Origin of the sequence: Tsukamurella sp. USMM236, from assembly GCF_037148755.1 — a bacterium.
In the GTDB taxonomy this organism is placed as follows: domain Bacteria; phylum Actinomycetota; class Actinomycetes; order Mycobacteriales; family Mycobacteriaceae; genus Tsukamurella.
The window spans coordinates 72,948-89,476 of sequence record NZ_JBBCSS010000005.1 but is presented as its reverse complement, the minus strand read 5'-3'; the positions used below and the strand labels follow the sequence as shown (position 1 = coordinate 89,476).

The window sequence follows — 16,529 nt, the reverse complement described above, 5'->3', positions numbered from 1 at the left end:
TTGTGAGTGGGCGCTCACTTCTGTAGTCTCGAAGTCGTGCCCGCGGCTAACGAAACCCGAACCCGCGCGCCGCACCTGCCGCCCGACGAGCGGCGCGCGGCGCTGATCGCGGCCACGCGGGACGCCCTGCTCGAGCACGGCGCCGTGCCCACGACCAAGCAGATCGCCGCCGCCGCGGGCGTCGCCGAGGGCACCATCTTCCGCGTCTTCGACTCCAAGGAGGCCCTGCTCGACGCGGTGATGATCGAATCCTTCGACCCCGACGAGTTGCTCGCGCAGATCGACGGCATCGACCCCACGCTGCCGCTGCGGGAACGGCTCTACCGGTTCACCGAGCTCGTCCAGGCCCGGTTCCAGCGGATCTTCGGCCTCATGGACGCACTCGGCCTCGTCGCCCCGCCCCACACCCGCGACCGGGACGCGCACCGTCGGGCGAAGGACGGCGGCCCGGCGGTGATGGCCCGGCTCCACGGCGTCATCGGCGACGACGCCGACCAGCTATCCGTCCCTCCGGAGGAGGCCATTCACCTCCTGCGCCTGCTCACCTTCTCCGGCAGCCACCCCCACATCAGCGACGGGCACGTCCTGTCGCCGCAACGCATCGTCGACGTCCTGCTCGACGGCATCTCAGCCCAGCCCACCACTCCCTCCGCGGGAAGGAACAGCCCCCAGTGACCCTTCTCAGACTCATCGCCGAGCACCTGCGGCCCTACCGGCCGTGGCTGCTCGCCGTGGCCGCCTTCCAACTCGTCAGCGTCGTCGCGAACCTGGTGCTGCCCAGCATCAACGCCAAGATCATCGACCTCGGCGTCACCCCGGGCGACACCGGCTACATCTGGCGCATGGGCGGAATCATGCTGGTGATCACGCTGTTCCAGGTGATCGCCGCCGGCGGCGCGACGTACTTCGCGGCCCGCAGCGCCATGGCCTTCGGCCGCGACACCCGGCGGTCCCTGTTCGGCCGCGTCCGCACCTTCTCCGGCCGCGAGGTCTCCGGCTTCGGCGCCGCCTCGCTCATCACCCGCACCACCAACGACGTGCAGCAGGTGCAGCTCCTCGTGCTGATGACGCTGTCGATGATGATCCAGGCCCCGTTCATGGCCGTCGGCGGCGTCTTCATGGCGCTGCGCGAGGAACCCGGACTCGCCTGGCTCATGGTGGTCGCCGTGCCCGTTCTCGGCGCGGTCCTCGGCGTGGTGATCGCCAAGATGATTCCCGGCTTCCGCGTGGTGCAGACCCGGCTCGACTCGGTCAATCAGGTACTCCGCGAACAGCTCACGGGCGTCCGGGTGATCCGGGCCTTCGTCCGCGAGCCCGTCGAGCGCGAGCGGTTCGACGGTGCCAACACCGTCCTCACCGACGCCTCCGTCCGCGTGATGCGGCTGATGGCGGTCATGTTCCCGTGGGTGATGCTGGTGCTCAACCTCTCCACGGTTGCGGTCTGGTGGTTCGGGGCGCACCTCATCGCCGACGGCTCCGCCCAGATCGGCTCCGTCACCGCCTACATGCAGTACATGATGCAGATCCTCATGTCGGTGATGATGGCGACCTTCATGGTGATGATGGTGCCGCGCGCCTCCGTCGCGGCCGAGCGCATCACGGACGTGCTCGACACGACCTCCACCGTCGGGCCGCCGGAGAGCCCGAACCCGCTCCCCGCGATCACCGGCACCGTCGAGCTCGACGACGTCACGATGTGCTACCCCGGCGCCGCGAAACCGGTGCTGCAGAACGTGAACCTGTCGGCCCGCCCGGGCGAGACGGTCGCGATCATCGGGTCCACCGGTTCGGGGAAGTCGACGCTGATCAACCTGCTGGCGCGCCTCTTCGACGCCACCGCGGGGGCGGTGCGTTACGACGGCGTCGACGTCCGCGATCTCCGCGCCGACGCCCTGTGGGGGCACGTCGGGCTGGTGCCGCAGCGCGGCTACCTGTTCAGCGGCACCGTCGCGAGCAACCTGCGCTTCGGCAACCCGGACGCCACCGATGACGAGCTCGCGGAGGCGTTGCGGATCGCGCAGGCCGACGACTTCGTCGCCGAAATCGGCGGCCTGGACGCGCCGATCGCCCAGGGCGGCACCAACGTCTCCGGCGGGCAGCGGCAGCGACTCGCCATCGCCCGAGCCCTCGTCGCCAAGCCCGCGGTCTACCTCTTCGACGACAGCTTCTCCGCGCTCGACCTCGCGACCGACGCGAAACTGCGTGCGGCCCTGCGGCCGTACACGCGGGACGCCACCGTCTTCATCGTCGGCCAGCGCATCTCGACGATCGCGGGCGCCGATCAGATCATCGTTCTCGAGGACGGCGAGGTGGTCGGCCACGGCACCCACGCCGAACTCCTCGAGACGTGTCCCACCTACCAGGAGATCGCCGGCAGCCAGGCGACGGCGGGGAGTGCAGCATGACCGGACCGGGAGCACGGGCGTCCGCCGCCGCGACGGCGGGCTCGCCCGCACAGAAGCCGATGACCTTCTGGCCCTCGCTGAAACGACTGCTGGGCCGGCTGCGGGAGCAGCGCTCGGCGATGACGGCGGCGGTGCTGCTGTCGGTCGGCTCGGTCACCGCCGCGGTGATCGCCCCGAAGGTGATCGGCAGCGCGGTCGACGCGATCTACGAAGGCTTCCGCTCGCAGCTGCAGCACGGGCCGGGCATCGACTTCCAGCACGTCGGCACCATCCTCGCGTGGGTGATCGGGTTGTTCGTGGCGAGCGCGCTGCTGCAGTACGCGCAGGGCTTCCTGCTCAACGGCGCGGTGCAGCGGGTCATGTACTCGCTGCGGCGCGAGGTCGAGGAGAAGCTGAACCGACTGCCGTTGAGCTACTTCGACAAGCAGCCCCGCGGCGAGTTGCTCTCCCGCGTGACCAACGACATCGACAACCTGGGCCAGTCGCTGACGCAGGCGCTGAGCCAGCTCATCGTCTCGGCGTTCACGGTGGTCGGGGTGCTGATCATGATGCTCGTCGTGTCGCCGCTCCTGACCGCTGTCGCGGTCGTCGTGATCCCGCTCATCGTGATCTTCGCGGGACAGATCATGAAGCGCAGCCAGAAGCACTTCGTCGCGCAATGGAAGTCGACGGGCTCGCTCAACGCGCAGGTCGAGGAGGCCTTCACCGGCCACGACCTGGTCACCGTCTACGGCCGCGGCGACGCGCTGCAGGAGCGCTTCGCGCAGGAGAACGACGCGCTCATGAACGCGAGCTACAAGGCGCAGTTCCTCTCCGGCCTCGTGATGCCGATCAGCATGTTCGTCGGCAACCTGCAGTACGTCGCCGTGTGCGTCGTGGGCGGGCTGCGGGTGGCCGCCGGCGGCATGAGCCTGGGCGACGTGATCGCCTTCATCCAGTACTCGCGGCAGTTCACCCAGCCCGTCACGCAGATGGCCTCGATGGTGAACATGCTGCAGTCGGGCGTCGCCTCCGCCGAGCGGGTCTTCGCGATCCTCGACGCCGATGAGCAGACCGCCGAGCTCGCCGGCGCGCTGCCCGTGCCCACGCGTGGCCGTGTCGCCTTCGAGGACGTCTCCTTCGGCTACAAGCCCGACGAACCGCTGATCGAGGGGCTGAACCTGGTCGCCGAGCCGGGCCGCACCGTCGCGATCGTGGGCCACACCGGCGCGGGCAAGACCACCCTGGTCAACCTGATCATGCGGTTCTACGAGCTCAGCGGCGGCCGGATCACCATCGACGGGGTCGACATCGCCGAGGTCGAGCGCGCGGACCTGCGGCGACGGATGGGCATGGTGCTGCAGGACACCTGGCTGTTCGAGGGCACGATCCGGGAGAACATCCGGTACGGCCGCCTCGACGCGACCGACGAGGAGGTCTACGCCGCCGCGCGCGCCACCTTCGTCGACCGCTTCGCGCACTCGCTGCCCGACGGCTACGACACCGTGCTCGACGACGAGTCCGGCAGCGTCTCCGCGGGTGAGCGGCAGCTGATCACCATCGCGCGGGCCTTCCTCGCCGAGCCGGCCATCCTCATCCTCGACGAGGCGACCAGCTCGGTGGACACCCGCACCGAGGTGCTGCTGCAGCGGGCCATGCACGCGCTGCGGGCCGACCGGACCAGCTTCGTCATCGCGCACCGCCTGTCGACCATCCGTGACGCCGACGTCATCGTCGTGATGGACCACGGGCGGATCGTCGAGCAGGGCTCGCACGACGAGCTGCTCGCGGCCGGCGGCCACTACGCCGACCTGTACCGGGCCCAGTTCGAGGGCGTCGAGATCTGACGCGCGAGTCCGCGAACGGCTCGCCACCGGGGCGACGGTGCGCGGCCGGGTTACGCTGGTGTTCGACGGAACGGACGATATGGGGCAGAAGCGGCGGACATGAGTGACGAACTCGCACCCGGGACGGTGATCGGCGGTTATCGGATCGAGCGGCGCCTCGGATCCGGCGGCATGGGCTCCGTCTACCTCGCCAAGCACCCGGAGCTGCCCCGATACGACGCGCTCAAGGTGCTGGGCGTCGGCTACTCGGGCGACGAGGCCTTCCGCAAGCGCTTCCTGCGCGAGGCCGAGCTCGCCGCGCGCCTCGACCACCCGAACGTGGTCACCATCTACAACCGCGGCACCGAGGGCGCCCGGCTGTGGATCGCGATGCAGTACGTCGAGGGCGACGACTGCTCGGTGCTGCTCAAGCGCAGCCCGGGCGGGCTCGACCCCGCCGTCGCCGTGGAGATCATCGGCCAGATCGGCCGAGGCCTCGACCGCGCGCACCGCGCCGGCCTGCTCCACCGCGACATCAAGCCCGCGAACATCCTGGTGGCAGCCGTCGACGACGAGGACGACGGCGACGAGCGGCGCGCCCTGCTCACCGACTTCGGCGTGGCGAAGGGCGGCGAGGACACCTCGCAGCTCACGGCCGTCGGCACCGTCCTCGCGACGCTCGCCTACGCCTCCCCGGAGCAGCTGTGCGGCGAGGAACTCGACCCGCGCTCGGATCAGTACTCGCTGGCCGCGACGTTCTTCCACCTGGTCACCGGCAAGGTGCCCTACACGGGGGCGAGCACCGATGCGGTGATCGACGCGCACTTCAACGCGCCGCCGCCGCGGATCTCGCAGATCCGCCAGGGCGTGCCGCCCGCCGTCGACGCCGTGGTCGCGCGGGGGCTCGCCAAGACCCCGGCGGAGCGATTCGCGACGTGCAAGGAGTTCGCGACCGCGCTCAAGTCCGCGCTGACGGCGCCCGTCGGCCGCGCCGCGCCGCGCCCGGTGCCGCGACCCACGCCGCCCGGTTACGTGCCCGGTCCCGGGCATCCGTCGGGCCCGCAGGCCCCCGCGACCGCGGGACGTCCGTCCCTGCCCGTGCAGCGGACCGTCGCCCCGGGGATCCGGGGGCAGGCGAACCGGCCGAGCTACCCGACGGGGCGTCCCCCGCAGCCCGCCGTTCCGCAGTCCGCAGCCCCGCAGCCGTTGTACGGGGCGACTGCGGGTGCCCAGTCCGGCGCGATGCCGCGCCCGCCGGCGCCGCGCGCGCAGCCCGCGAAGCCCTCGGCACCGGCCACGCCCTCGGCGCCGGGCGGGATGTCGCCCGCCGTGCTGGTGCTGGTGGGGGTGGCGGTGGCCGCGTTGCTGGTGTTGATCCTGGTCATCGCCTTCGGCTGACGATCCGCGGGACGTGTCGGTGGAGGGGCCTACACTGCCTAATGACAGCGATGAGATTCTTCACCGGAGGTGAGTAGCCCATGACGTCCGCCGCCGGCTCGTTCGTCCATCTGCACAACCACACCGAGTACTCGATGCTCGACGGTGCGGCCAAGGTCGACCCGTTGTTCGCCGAGGCGAAGCGGCTGGGCATGACGGCGGTGGGCATGTCCGACCACGGCAACATGTTCGGCGCGTCGGACTTCTACAACACCGCGGTGAAGTACGAGATCAAGCCGATCATCGGTATCGAGGCGTACATCGCGCCGGAGTCGCGGTTCAACACCAAGCGGGTGAAGTGGGGCGATCCGTCGCAGAAGAGCGATGACGTCTCGGGCTCGGGCGCGTACACCCATATGACGATGGTGGCGGAGAACGCCACCGGCCTGCGGAACCTGTTCAAACTCAGCTCGCTGGCGTCGCTCGAGGGGCAGCTGGGCAAGTGGTCCCGCATGGACGCCGAGATCATCGCCGAGCACGCCGAGGGGATCATCGCCACCACCGGCTGCCCGTCGGGCGAGGTGCAGACGCGGCTGCGGCTGGGGCACGAGCAGGAGGCGCTGGAGGCCGCGGCGAAGTGGCAGGAGATCTTCGGCAAGGAGAACTTCTACCTGGAGCTGATGGACCACGGCATCGACATCGAGCGCCGGGTCCGCGAGGGCCTGCTCGACATCGGCCGCAAGCTCGGGATCAAGCCGCTGGCCACCAACGACTGCCACTACGTCACGAAGGACAAGGCCGAGTCGCACGGCGCGCTGCTGTGCATCCAGACCGGCAAGACCCTGTCCGATCCCACGCGGTTCCAGTTCGACGGTGACGGCTACTACCTGAAGTCGGCGCAGGAGATGCGTGACCTGTGGGATTCGCAGGTGCCCGGCGCGTGCGATTCGACCGTGGAGATCGGCGAGCGCGTCCAGTCCTACAAGGAGGTCTGGGAGCACAAGGACCGCATGCCGCGGTTCCCGGTCCCGGAGCACCACACCCAGGAGTCGTTCCTCGAGTCCGAGGTCATGGACGGCCTGAACCGCCGGTTCCCGGACGGCCCGCCGGCGGACTACGTCGAGCGCGCGAAGTACGAGCTCTCGGTGATCAACGAGATGGGCTTCCCCGCGTACTTCCTCGTGGTCGGCGACCTGATCGCGCACGCGCACGAGGTCGGCATCCGCGTGGGCCCGGGCCGTGGCTCCGCGGCCGGCTCGCTCGTCGCGTGGGCGCTGGGCATCACCAACATCGACCCGATCCCGCACGGCCTGCTGTTCGAGCGGTTCCTCAACCCCGAGCGCGTGTCGATGCCCGATATCGATATCGACTTCGATGATCGCCGGCGTGGGGAGATGATCACCTACGCCTCGGAGAAGTGGGGCTCGGACAAGGTGGCCCAGGTCATCACGTTCGGCACCATCAAGACCAAGGCCGCCATCAAGGACTCGGCCCGCGTCATCTACGGCCAGCCCGGCTACTCGATCGCCGACCGCATCACCAAGGCGCTGCCGCCGCCCATCATGGCCAAGGACATCTCGGTCAAGGGCATCACGGACCCCTCGCACGAGCGGTACAAAGAGGCCGTCGAGGTCCGGCAGCTCATCGAGACGGACCCGGACGTCAAGAAGATCTACGACATGGCGCTCGGGCTCGAGGGGCTGATCCGCAACGCGGGCGTGCACGCCTGCGCGGTGATCATGTCCTGTGATCCGCTCACCGACGCGATCCCGGTGTGGAAGCGCGCGCAGGACGGCGCCATCATCACCGGCTGGGACTACCCGTCGTGCGAGGCCATCGGCCTGCTGAAGATGGACTTCCTGGGCCTGCGCAACCTCACCGTGATCGGTGACGCCCTGGAGAACATCAAGGCCAACCGCGGCATCGAGCTCGACATGGACGAGCTGCCGCTCGACGACGAGACCACGTACCAGCTGCTGCAGAAGGGCAACACCCTCGGCGTCTTCCAGCTCGACGGCGGCCCGATGCGGGATCTGCTGCGCCGCATGCAGCCCACCAAGTTCGAGGACATCGTCGCCGTCGGCGCCCTGTACCGCCCCGGCCCGATGGGCATGAACGCGCACAACGACTACGCGGACCGGAAGAACGGGCGGCAGGACGTCAAGCCGATCCACCCGGAGCTGGAAGAGCCCCTCAAGGAGATCCTCGCGGACACGTTCGGCCTGATCGTGTACCAGGAGCAGATCATGCACATCGCGCAGAAGGTCGCCGGGTACAGCCTGGGCCAGGCCGACATCCTGCGTCGCGCGATGGGCAAGAAGAAGAAGTCGGTGCTGGACGAGGCCTACGGCGGTTTCCAGCAGGGCATGCTCGACAACGGCTTCTCGCAGGCCGCGATCACCGCGCTCTGGGACACCGTGCTGCCCTTCGCCGGGTACGCGTTCAACAAGTCGCACGCCGCCGCGTACGGCCTGGTCTCGTACTGGACCGCGTACCTCAAGGCGAACTACCCGGCCGAGTACATGGCTGGGTTGCTCACGTCGGTCGGTGACGACAAGGACAAGGCCGCCATCTACCTCGGCGACTGCCGCCGCCTCGGGGTTACGGTGCTCCCGCCCGACGTCAACGAGTCGCACCTGCAGTTCACCTCGGTCGGCGAGGACATCCGGTTCGGCCTCGGCTCGGTGCGCAACGTCGGTGAGGGCGTCGTCGCGTCCATCGTGCGCAGCCGCGCCGAGAAGGGGAACTTCACCTCCTTCTCCGACTACCTCGCCAAGATCGAGGTCGCGGCCTGTTCCAAGAAGGTCACGGAATCGCTCATCAAGGCGGGCGGTTTCGACTCCCTCGAGCACCCGCGCAAGGGCCTGTTCCTGGTGCACAGCGACGCCATCGAATCGGTGCTGTCCACCAAGAAGGCCGAGGCCGTGGGCCAGTTCGATCTCTTCGGTTCCATGGGAGAGGAGGAGGGCGCCGCCGGTCCCATCGACGACGTCTTCACCATCAAGGTGCCCGAGGAGGAGTGGGACGGCAAGCACAAGCTCGCCCTCGAACGCGAGATGCTCGGCCTGTACGTCTCCGCGCACCCGCTCGACGGGGTGGAGCACGTGATCGCCGCGCAGACGGACACACCCATCCCCGCGATCGTCGAGGGCGACGTCAAGGACGGCACCCAGGTCACCGTCGGCGGCATCCTGCAGTCGGTGAACCGGCGCGTGAACAAGAACGGCGCCCCGTTCGCGTCGGCGCAGCTCGAGGACCTCTCCGGCGGTATCGAGGTCTTCTTCTTCCCGCAGGCCTACGCCGCGTTCGGCGCCGAGGTTGTCGAGGACGCGGTGGTGCTGATCAAGGCCCGCGTGAACTTCCGCGACGACAAGGTCACACTGATCGCGAACGACATCGCGCCCATCGACCTCTCCCAGATCGGGGTCGCGAAGCCGCTGTCGCTCACGATGCAGACGCGGGTGTGCACGCAGGACAAGGTCTCCGCGCTCAAGCAGGTGCTGCAGAGGCACCCGGGCGTCTCCGACGTGCACGTCAAGCTCGTCAGCGGCGACAAGGCCACCACGCTGCGGCTCGACGACACCCTGCGGGTGAATCAGTCGTCGTCGCTGATGGGTGACCTGAAGGCGCTGCTGGGGCCCAACTGCCTCTCGTGACCCTCTCCTGACGTGGACGCGGCCGCGCTCGCCGCGTCAGACTCCCGCTCCGGCGCCGAAGATCCGCTGGAACAGGTCCTCTCCGTGACTGGTCGGGAGGGGGCGGCCGGGTAGCACCCGGAAGGTGCGGTCGCCGGAGTCGAGGCGTTCGGCGCGGAGGAAGGCGTGCCGCGGATCTGCCGCGTCGGCGAGACCGCGCGCGAGCTCGTACATGTGGGTCACGTACACGACGGTGATCCCGCAGTCCCGCATGGTCTCGACGATCTGCCGCGCCAGTGCCGCGCCCTCGCGTTCGTTCGTCGACGCGAGCGATTCGTTGCAGAGCAGCAGCGCGCCGGGGCGGATCACGTCGGCGATCGCGCTCATGCGCCCCAGCTCCTCCTCGAGCCGCCCGGCGGTGTCTCCGCCCTCGCGCTCCTCGCCGCCGAAATGGGTGAGCACCTGGGGGTGGACGGCGCCGCGGTACTCGCGCGCGGGGACCGGCATGCCGCAGCGCAGCATGAGCTGCGCCGTCCCGATGCTCCGCAGCAGCGTGGTCTTCCCGCCGTGATTCGCGCCGGTGATCATCGTGACCGCCGCGTCCTCGGTGTCGATGTCGTTCCCGACCGCCGGCTCCCGGGCCTCGAGGGCGAGCACGGGGTGGTAGAGCCCGCGGCAGGTCAGGCCCCGCGCCGCCGGCTCGGGCAGGCACCAGGGCGCGCCGCGCTCGTCGAGGGCGGCGAGGAGGTTCATGACGGCGCGGTAGAAGCCGAGCTCGTCGGCGATGGTCCGGAAGTACGCGGCCACGTGTTCCGCCGCCTGCGCGACGGCGTCCGCGGCCGTCCGGATGCCGCGGCCCGCCAGCACGGCCAGGGCCTCCGCGGCGGCGGGGTCGTCGACGTCGAGGTCGATCGTTCCGTCCCGTCCGCGCAGGCGGCGCCACGTCGAGTGGTCCGGGTGGCGCAGCACGTGATCCGTTCCGTGCGCCCCGGCCCCGAGGCGCACGCTGATCAGTTCTCCCTTCGCGAACCGGAGCTCCTTGAGGTGCGCCCGCACCGTCGCCAGGTACTCGTCGTCGAGCTCGGTCGCGATGCACGTGAAGAAGGCGTCGAAGCCCGCCGAGGAGAAGCCGCCGCGCCACCGGTCGCAGGCCGCCCGCAGCTCGGCGAACGCGTCCACGAACATGTCCAGCACGTCGAGGGAGCGGTAGAGCACCTTGTCGGGCGTCGCGCGGGTGAAGAGCCCGAAGTAGTTGTGCCGCTCCCGTTCGACCGCGGCCGCTGCGATCCGGCGCAGCTCGTCGACCGCGTCGGGGTGGACGAGGCAGTCCCGCAGGACCTCGTGCCGGTAGCGGATGTCCGCCGCGGAGGCGACGTCGCCGAGCAACAGGCTCTCCGCGACGCGGTACAGCGCGTCGTCGCCGGCGGCCATGACCGGAAGCAGGCGGTCCAGCCCGAGGTTGCGGCGCAGCTCCTCGGAGCGCGGAGGCGCCGCCGGGGTGTCGTGCAGATCCCGGTCGCGGTACAGCAGGCGCGTCCTCATGACGCGATCCGGCGGCGCAGGGTCTCGGCGTCGAGGCCGTGCCGGCGGGCGAGGGCCGCGGCGTGGGCGAGCCCCTGCGGCCGGCCCCGTCGTACCCGGTAGGTGCGCTCGGCGGGATCGGCGGGGACGTCGGCGGTCATGCTCACCACCCCGTCGCCGAGCAGGGCGATCTCGTCGACGAAGGTGACGTAGACGCAGCGCGCCCCGGTCGACACCAGTCCGCGGACGACGGCGGAGCCGAGGCGGATCCCGTCCTCCAGGGAGGTCGACGCGAAGGTCTCGTTCATCACCACGACGCTCCGATCGGTGGCCGCGGTGAGGATCTCGCGCATACCCGCGATGTCGGACTCCAGCCTGCCGTGCCGGTCGTCGGCGGATTCGGGGCGCTCGAACTGCGTGAACAGCGCGTCGAAGAGCCCGATCTCGGCCGCGGTGCCGGGCACGGGCAGGCCGAGCGCCGCCAGGTGGTGGATCTGGCCGAAGGCCCGCGCGAGCGCCGTCTTCCCGCCGTGGTTGGGGCCGGTCACCACGAGGACGCGCTCGTCCGCGTCGAGCCGGAGGTCGTTGCCGACGACGGGCGTTCCGCGGCGGTGCAGGTCGGTCGCCATTGAGAGGTCGACGGTGCCGCGCGCGTCGAGGACGGGATCGTCGGCGATGGTCGGGAGGGTGAACGGCAGTCCGGCGGCCTCCGAGCGGGCGACGAAGTCCAGATAGCCGAGGTACCAGCGGATCTCGAGGTCGGCCGCGGTCACGGCGGGGTCGCCGTAGCCGGCGCGCCGCTCCCGGAACCGGGCGAGCGCGGCGAACGCCTCGGGGAACAGGGCGGTGACGTCCGTGAGGATGGCGGCCTCGACGCCGTCGAGTCCGGGGCGGACGGGGGCGTCCTCCGCGCGGCGGGTGGCACCGTCGACCCGGAACCGCTCGAAGACCGCGGCGACCTCGGCGCCGTAGTCCGGTTCGCCATGATAGCGGCCCACGCGGACGTCGGACTTCTTGATCCGGACGGTGTACTCGACCGCATCCATCAGCGCCGTGACCTCCGCCGCATCACGCTCGAGCCCCCGATGTCCGGGCGAGTCCGACAGCGCGTCGAGGTGGACCAACAGGTCGCGCACCGCCGCCGGCGGGTCCGTCGGCTCGGCGAGCGCCGCGCGGAGGTCGGCGACGGCGGCGAGGTAGCGGCGGGCGCCGTCGAGCGCCCACGCGTCGCGCTCGGGGCGCAGCCGCAGGCGCTCGGCGTTCGATGCGGCCTCGCGCATCCCGGCCATCGTCGCGCAGAACCGGCGCAGCGCTGTGGTGAGGCGCGCGTCCCGGCGCAGCACCCGGCATACGTCCTGCCGGTACCGCGCGGCGGCCACCGTCGGGGCCGGGGCGCGGAAGAGGGGCGCGATGTCCGGGTCGTGCGCCGCGGCCTCGGCGATGATGCGGTCCAGTCCCAGATCGGCGAAGTACGCGGGGTCGCGCCCGGGGGAGTCATAGGAGGGCGCGCCCAGGAGGGAGGGGGAGTCCACAGCGCACCTCCGCTCTCGTCCGTGTCGTCACGGGCCGACCGGCGGGTGTGGCGGCGGCGCCTCACGAGGTCCGCCGGTTCTTCGACCGTACGTCCGCGGCGAACGCGGGGGCAAGGGCCGTGCTGGGCGGCGTGACCGCGGTCTACAGGCCCGCGCGCTCCATCTCCTGGTCCCACGCCTCGATGAGATCCTGGCCGGACAGGCCGGCGGCCTCGAGGGCGTCCCGTCGTCGACGGAGGCCGGGCCTCGCCGGCTCGTACCGCTGCAGCCACGCCTCCTTCTGCGTGCGCCAGTAGCCGATCACGGTCATCGCCGCGTTCGGCAGGCCGCGCTCGTGCCGCAGGTGCTTGCGGATCGCGCGCGTGGCCGATGTCTCCGCGGCAGCCCAGACGTACACCCCGTCGCCGGGGAGCGCGAGGTTCCGGACCGCATCGGGGAGGCCCGACGGTGCGCGGCCCATCCCGCTGCCCGTCAGCCACGTGGTCGTGAGGTCCGCCGCCGACGGCAGGTCCTGGACGTCGTCGTCGGAGGCGACCTCGACGATCGCGTGGGCGCGGACGTCAGCGGGGAGTTCCTCGGCGATCCGGCCGATCGCGGGGAGCGCGGTCGCGTCGCCGACCAGGAAGACGGACGTGACGCCGGCGGGGCGGCGGTACCAGCCTCCCGCCTGGGAGAGTCCGACCGCGTCGCCCGGCCCGGCTCGCATAGCCCACTCGGCGGCGACGCCGCCCTCGTGCACCACGAAGTCCACGTCGAGCGTTCCCGTTCCGACCCGGCGGACCGTGTAGCTGCGCTGTTCGGGCGCGGCGGCGTCGTCGAAGTGCCAGGCGCCGCCGGCGATCCGGGGGCGCGGGGGCGTACGCCTGCCCGGACTGGGGAACGCGATGGTCAGGCGTTCGTCGGGGTCGCCGCTGCTGACCCACTGCGCGAGCTCCGGCCCACCGAACCGCACGCGGACCATGTTCGGTGTCACGCGGTGCGCCGCGACGACCTCCGCCTGGTAGTACCCGTCGAATCGGGCCATCGGTCCGGATCTCCTTTCAGCGCAGCGACTGCGCGGCCGCGGCCAGGTCGTCGACCAGCGCGGACGCGGTCAGGACGAGGCCGTTGTTGTACTGCGGGTTCAGCTTCGCCACGCGGCCCGCCTGGACCGCGGGGAGCGTGCGCCAGGTCTGGACGTCCGCGATGGATCCGTCGGTGTCCTGGTGGAGGATCAGGTCGGCGCCGGCGAGCACGTCGAGGTTCTCGAGGCTCGCCTCGAAGGAGCCCTTCGACGGGTCGACCTGCCGGTCACCGAAGAGGACGTCCATGCCGATCTCGCGCCCGATCGCGGTACCGAAGGTCTGCGCCCACACCAGGACGGTGCCGCGGGCCTTGCTCCCGGTCGTGGTCACCATCGCGATCCGCTTGCCCGCGAGCGTCCCGGCGAGGTCCCGCTTGGTCGCCGCGACCTTCGCGTCGTAGTCGGCGACGTACTGCTGCGCGTTCGCCGTGCGACCGACGGCGGCGAGCTGTGCGTTCATGTCCTCGCGCCACTGCGGGCGGTTCACCTCGACGGCCAGGATCGCGGTGGCGCCGGAGAGCTGGGAGTTGTTGTACCAGTCGCCGCGGTAGGCGTTGGCGCGCATCACCACCAGGTCCGGCGCGTGGATCAGCACCTCTTCGGCCTTGGGACGCGCCCCGGCGGCGGGGGCGAGGATCGTCACGTCGTCGCCGAGCCTGCCGGCGAACTGCCCCGACGGCCGCTTCCCCTGGTCGTAGGCGTTCGCGGTGGCCACGACGGGATAGCCCGCGAGCAGGGCGAACTCCAGGTCGCCGCGGCCCTCCATGACCACGACCCGCTTCGGCTCGCGAGGGACGGCGAAGGACAGGTCGAGGTACCGGACGTCGACGGTCGGAGCCCCGGACCCCGACGAGTCAGTGCTCCCGCAGGCGGCGGTGCCCAGCGTCGCTGCGACGGCGCCCGCCCCCGCGAAGTGCAGGAAGGAGCGGCGGCTGCGCAGCGTTCGTGGCACGACGACTCCCGTGATGAGGACCGGTTTGGTTAGGCGATCCTAAGGGGGGAGGCGGTCGAGGCGCAAGGCGCCGGAGGTGCAGTTACGCGCGGGCGTGGACTGCGCGCGCCGCCCACCACACCGCGACGCCGACTCCGGCCGCGGCGAGCACGGCGGGCGCGAATGAGGCCGCACCCGTGGCGAGCGTGAGCACGACGCCCAGGGCGAGCACGACCAGCGCGGCGACCAGCGCCTCGGCCTTGTAGCGGGGCCACGCGACACCGAAAACGTCGACGGTGGACCGCTGTGCTGCTGCACGGCGGTCGGAAGTCGAGGATGCGGCGACTGTGGTCATGGAGTTCACCCTACCCTGCGACCGAGATTTCGGCCACCCGAACTCACGGTCCGGCGGGTCGATCTGGGATGATGGGACGCGTGTTGCGCTGGATAACCGCAGGAGAATCGCACGGCCCCGCCCTCGTGGCCCTCATGGAGGGCATGGTCGCGGGCGTCGAGGTCACATCGTCGGACATCGCCGCCCAGTTGGCGCGGCGACGCCTCGGCTACGGCCGGGGTGCGCGGATGAAGTTCGAGGCCGACAAGGTCACCATCCTCGGTGGTGTCCGGCACGGCCGTACCCAGGCGGGTCCCGTCGCCATCGAGATCGGCAACACCGAGTGGCCAAAGTGGGAGCAGGTCATGTCGGCCGACCCCGTCGACCAGGAGCTGCTCGACGGCATGGCCCGCAACGCGCCGCTCACCCGGCCGCGCCCCGGTCACGCCGACTACTCGGGGATGCTGAAGTACGGCTTCGACGACGCCCGTCCCGTCCTCGAGCGCGCCAGCGCCCGCGAGACGGCCGCCCGCGTCGCCGCCGGTACCGTCGCCCGGAACTTCCTACGCCAGGCCTTCGGCGCCGAGGTGGTCAGCCACGTCATCTCCATCGGAGCGTCCGAGCCCTACGTCGGGCCGACCCCGTCGGGCGACGACCTCGAGAAGATCGACGCCTCACCCGTGCGGGCCTTCGACGAGGCCGCGGAGCAGTCGATGATCGCCGAGATCGAGGCCGCCAAGAAGGACGGCGACACCCTCGGCGGCGTCGTCGAGGTCGTGGTCACGGGCCTGCCGGTGGGCATCGGCTCCGTCGCGTCCGGGGAGAGCCGCCTCGACGCGCGCCTCGCGGCCGCGCTCATGGGCATCCAGGCGATCAAGGGCGTCGAGGTCGGCGACGGCTTCGAGACCGCCCGCCGCCGCGGCAGCGCCGCGCACGACGAGATGCTGCCCGACAAGGGCGGCGTGCTCCGCTCGACCAACCGCGCGGGCGGCGTCGAGGGCGGCATGACCAACGGTGAGGAGCTGCGCGTCCGCGCGGCGATGAAGCCGATCTCCACGGTGCCGCGCGCGCTGCGCACCATCGACATGCAGACCGGTACCGAGGCCGTGGCGATCCACCAGCGCAGCGACGTCTGCGCCGTGCCCGCCGCCGGCGTCGTGGCCGAGGCCATGGTGGCGCTCGTCGTGGCCCAGGCGGCGCTCGAGAAGTTCGGCGGCGACAGCCTCGACGAGACCCGCAGCAACTTCGAGCGGTACTCCGAGCAGGTGGCGGCGCGGTTGCAGCGGGTGACGCCCGAGGCGATCTGATGGGCACCGCGCCCGGCCGCGAGCCGGGGCCCGCGGCGATCCTGATCGGCCCGCCCGGGGCGGGCAAGACGACCATCGGCCGTCGGCTCGCGCGCGCCCTCCGGGTGGAGTTCCTCGACATCGACGAGGAGATCGAGCGCCGCGAGGGCCGCACCATTCCGCAGATCTTCGCCGGCGACGGCGAGCCCGCCTTCCGCGCCATCGAGGAGGAGGTCGTGGCCGACGTGGTCGCGCACCATCCCGGCGTCGTCTCGCTCGGCGGCGGCGCCGTTCTCTCCGAGACCACCCGTACGCTGCTGCGCCGGCACCAGGTGGTCTACCTCGAACTGACCGAGGAGGAGGGGATCCGGCGGACCGTCAGCCCGGCCGCGTCGAACCGCCCGCTCCTCAAGGGCGACGACCCCGCCGCGGCGTACCGCGCCCTGATGGCGCGGCGCACGCCGATCTACCGTGAACTCGCGACGATCCGCGTCTCCACCGTGGGGCGCGCACCGTCGTCCGTCGTCCGGCAGGTGCAGCGGCGCCTCAAGGACACCGCACCCGGGCGGGAACGCCGCGGCCCCTGGCCGAAGCTGCCCACCGTCCTCCGCACGTCCGCCAAGAATCGATCGGAGTAGTA

Annotated in this window: 12 protein-coding genes; 7 read left to right on the top strand and 5 right to left on the bottom strand. The window is 71.1% G+C overall.

All coding sequences use genetic code 11. The annotated features are described in order from the left end of the window. The first annotated feature begins 36 nt into the window (after positions 1 to 36). From WFK95_RS17235 to dnaE, 5 genes are all read left to right on the top strand, one after another. Entirely contained in the window at positions 37 to 675 is a 639-nt protein-coding gene (locus WFK95_RS17235) for a TetR/AcrR family transcriptional regulator (protein WP_336671358.1), read from the top strand. Beyond that, entirely contained in the window at positions 672 to 2,405 is a 1,734-nt protein-coding gene (locus tag WFK95_RS17230; protein WP_336671357.1) for an ABC transporter ATP-binding protein, read from the top strand. The genes WFK95_RS17235 and WFK95_RS17230 overlap by 4 nt, the downstream gene beginning before the upstream one ends. Continuing rightward, positions 2,402 to 4,231 (top strand): ABC transporter ATP-binding protein, encoded by a 1,830-nt coding sequence (locus WFK95_RS17225; RefSeq protein ID WP_336671356.1) that lies wholly within the window; start codon positions 2,402 to 2,404, stop codon positions 4,229 to 4,231. Before WFK95_RS17230 ends, WFK95_RS17225 begins: the two co-directional genes overlap by 4 nt. A gap of 99 nt (positions 4,232 to 4,330) precedes the next feature. Beyond that, positions 4,331 to 5,608: a serine/threonine-protein kinase gene (locus WFK95_RS17220; RefSeq protein WP_336671355.1), complete on the top strand. Its 1,278-nt coding sequence runs from the start codon at positions 4,331 to 4,333 to the stop codon at positions 5,606 to 5,608. Between the two features lie 80 nt (positions 5,609 to 5,688). Then, on the top strand, positions 5,689 to 9,243 hold the full coding sequence (gene dnaE / locus WFK95_RS17215; protein WP_336671354.1) for a DNA polymerase III subunit alpha: 3,555 nt from the start codon (positions 5,689 to 5,691) through the stop codon (positions 9,241 to 9,243). A gap of 36 nt (positions 9,244 to 9,279) precedes the next feature. Here the strand turns inward: dnaE and WFK95_RS17210 are convergent, their stop codons facing one another. From WFK95_RS17210 to WFK95_RS17190, 5 genes are all read right to left on the bottom strand, one after another. Beyond that, positions 9,280 to 10,764, bottom strand: coding sequence for a MutS-related protein (locus WFK95_RS17210; RefSeq protein WP_336671353.1), 1,485 nt, complete (start codon positions 10,762 to 10,764; stop codon positions 9,280 to 9,282). Next, positions 10,761 to 12,275 carry a MutS-related protein gene (locus WFK95_RS17205; protein ID WP_336671352.1) on the bottom strand — a complete coding sequence of 505 codons (1,515 nt, stop codon included), beginning with the start codon at positions 12,273 to 12,275 and terminating at the stop codon, positions 10,761 to 10,763. Before WFK95_RS17205 ends, WFK95_RS17210 begins: the two co-directional genes overlap by 4 nt. Positions 12,276 to 12,417: 142 nt before the next feature. After that, positions 12,418 to 13,299 (bottom strand): siderophore-interacting protein, encoded by an 882-nt coding sequence (locus tag WFK95_RS17200; protein WP_224646600.1) that lies wholly within the window; start codon positions 13,297 to 13,299, stop codon positions 12,418 to 12,420. A gap of 16 nt (positions 13,300 to 13,315) precedes the next feature. After that, the gene (locus WFK95_RS17195) at positions 13,316 to 14,290 is read right to left on the bottom strand and encodes an ABC transporter substrate-binding protein (RefSeq protein WP_336671351.1); all 975 of its coding nucleotides are present in this window, start codon (positions 14,288 to 14,290) and stop codon (positions 13,316 to 13,318) included. 82 nt (positions 14,291 to 14,372) lie between these two features. Further along, positions 14,373 to 14,624 (bottom strand): hypothetical protein, encoded by a 252-nt coding sequence (locus WFK95_RS17190; RefSeq protein ID WP_336671350.1) that lies wholly within the window; start codon positions 14,622 to 14,624, stop codon positions 14,373 to 14,375. An 80-nt stretch (positions 14,625 to 14,704) separates the two neighbouring features. On the opposite strand from WFK95_RS17190, the gene aroC reads away from it, so the two are divergent. Then, positions 14,705 to 15,910 (top strand): chorismate synthase, encoded by a 1,206-nt coding sequence (gene aroC, locus WFK95_RS17185; RefSeq protein WP_308011432.1) that lies wholly within the window; start codon positions 14,705 to 14,707, stop codon positions 15,908 to 15,910. Then, complete coding sequence (locus WFK95_RS17180) at positions 15,910 to 16,527, top strand: shikimate kinase (protein WP_224646596.1); 618 nt, start codon at positions 15,910 to 15,912, stop codon at positions 16,525 to 16,527. Before aroC ends, WFK95_RS17180 begins: the two co-directional genes overlap by 1 nt. The last annotated feature ends 2 nt before the right edge of the window (positions 16,528 to 16,529 follow it).

Excerpts from the sequence above, each read along its gene's own strand:
- WFK95_RS17225 (WP_336671356.1), top strand. The coding sequence starts at position 2,402 with ATGACCGGACCGGGAGCACGGGCGTCCGCCGCCGCGACGGCGGGCTCG.
- WFK95_RS17220 (WP_336671355.1), top strand. The coding sequence starts at position 4,331 with ATGAGTGACGAACTCGCACCCGGGACGGTGATCGGCGGTTATCGGATC.
- dnaE (WP_336671354.1), top strand. The coding sequence starts at position 5,689 with ATGACGTCCGCCGCCGGCTCGTTCGTCCATCTGCACAACCACACCGAG.
- WFK95_RS17210 (WP_336671353.1), bottom strand. The coding sequence starts at position 10,764 with ATGAGGACGCGCCTGCTGTACCGCGACCGGGATCTGCACGACACCCCG.
- WFK95_RS17200 (WP_224646600.1), bottom strand. The coding sequence starts at position 13,299 with ATGGCCCGATTCGACGGGTACTACCAGGCGGAGGTCGTCGCGGCGCAC.
- WFK95_RS17190 (WP_336671350.1), bottom strand. The coding sequence starts at position 14,624 with ATGACCACAGTCGCCGCATCCTCGACTTCCGACCGCCGTGCAGCAGCA.
- WFK95_RS17180 (WP_224646596.1), top strand. The coding sequence starts at position 15,910 with ATGGGCACCGCGCCCGGCCGCGAGCCGGGGCCCGCGGCGATCCTGATC.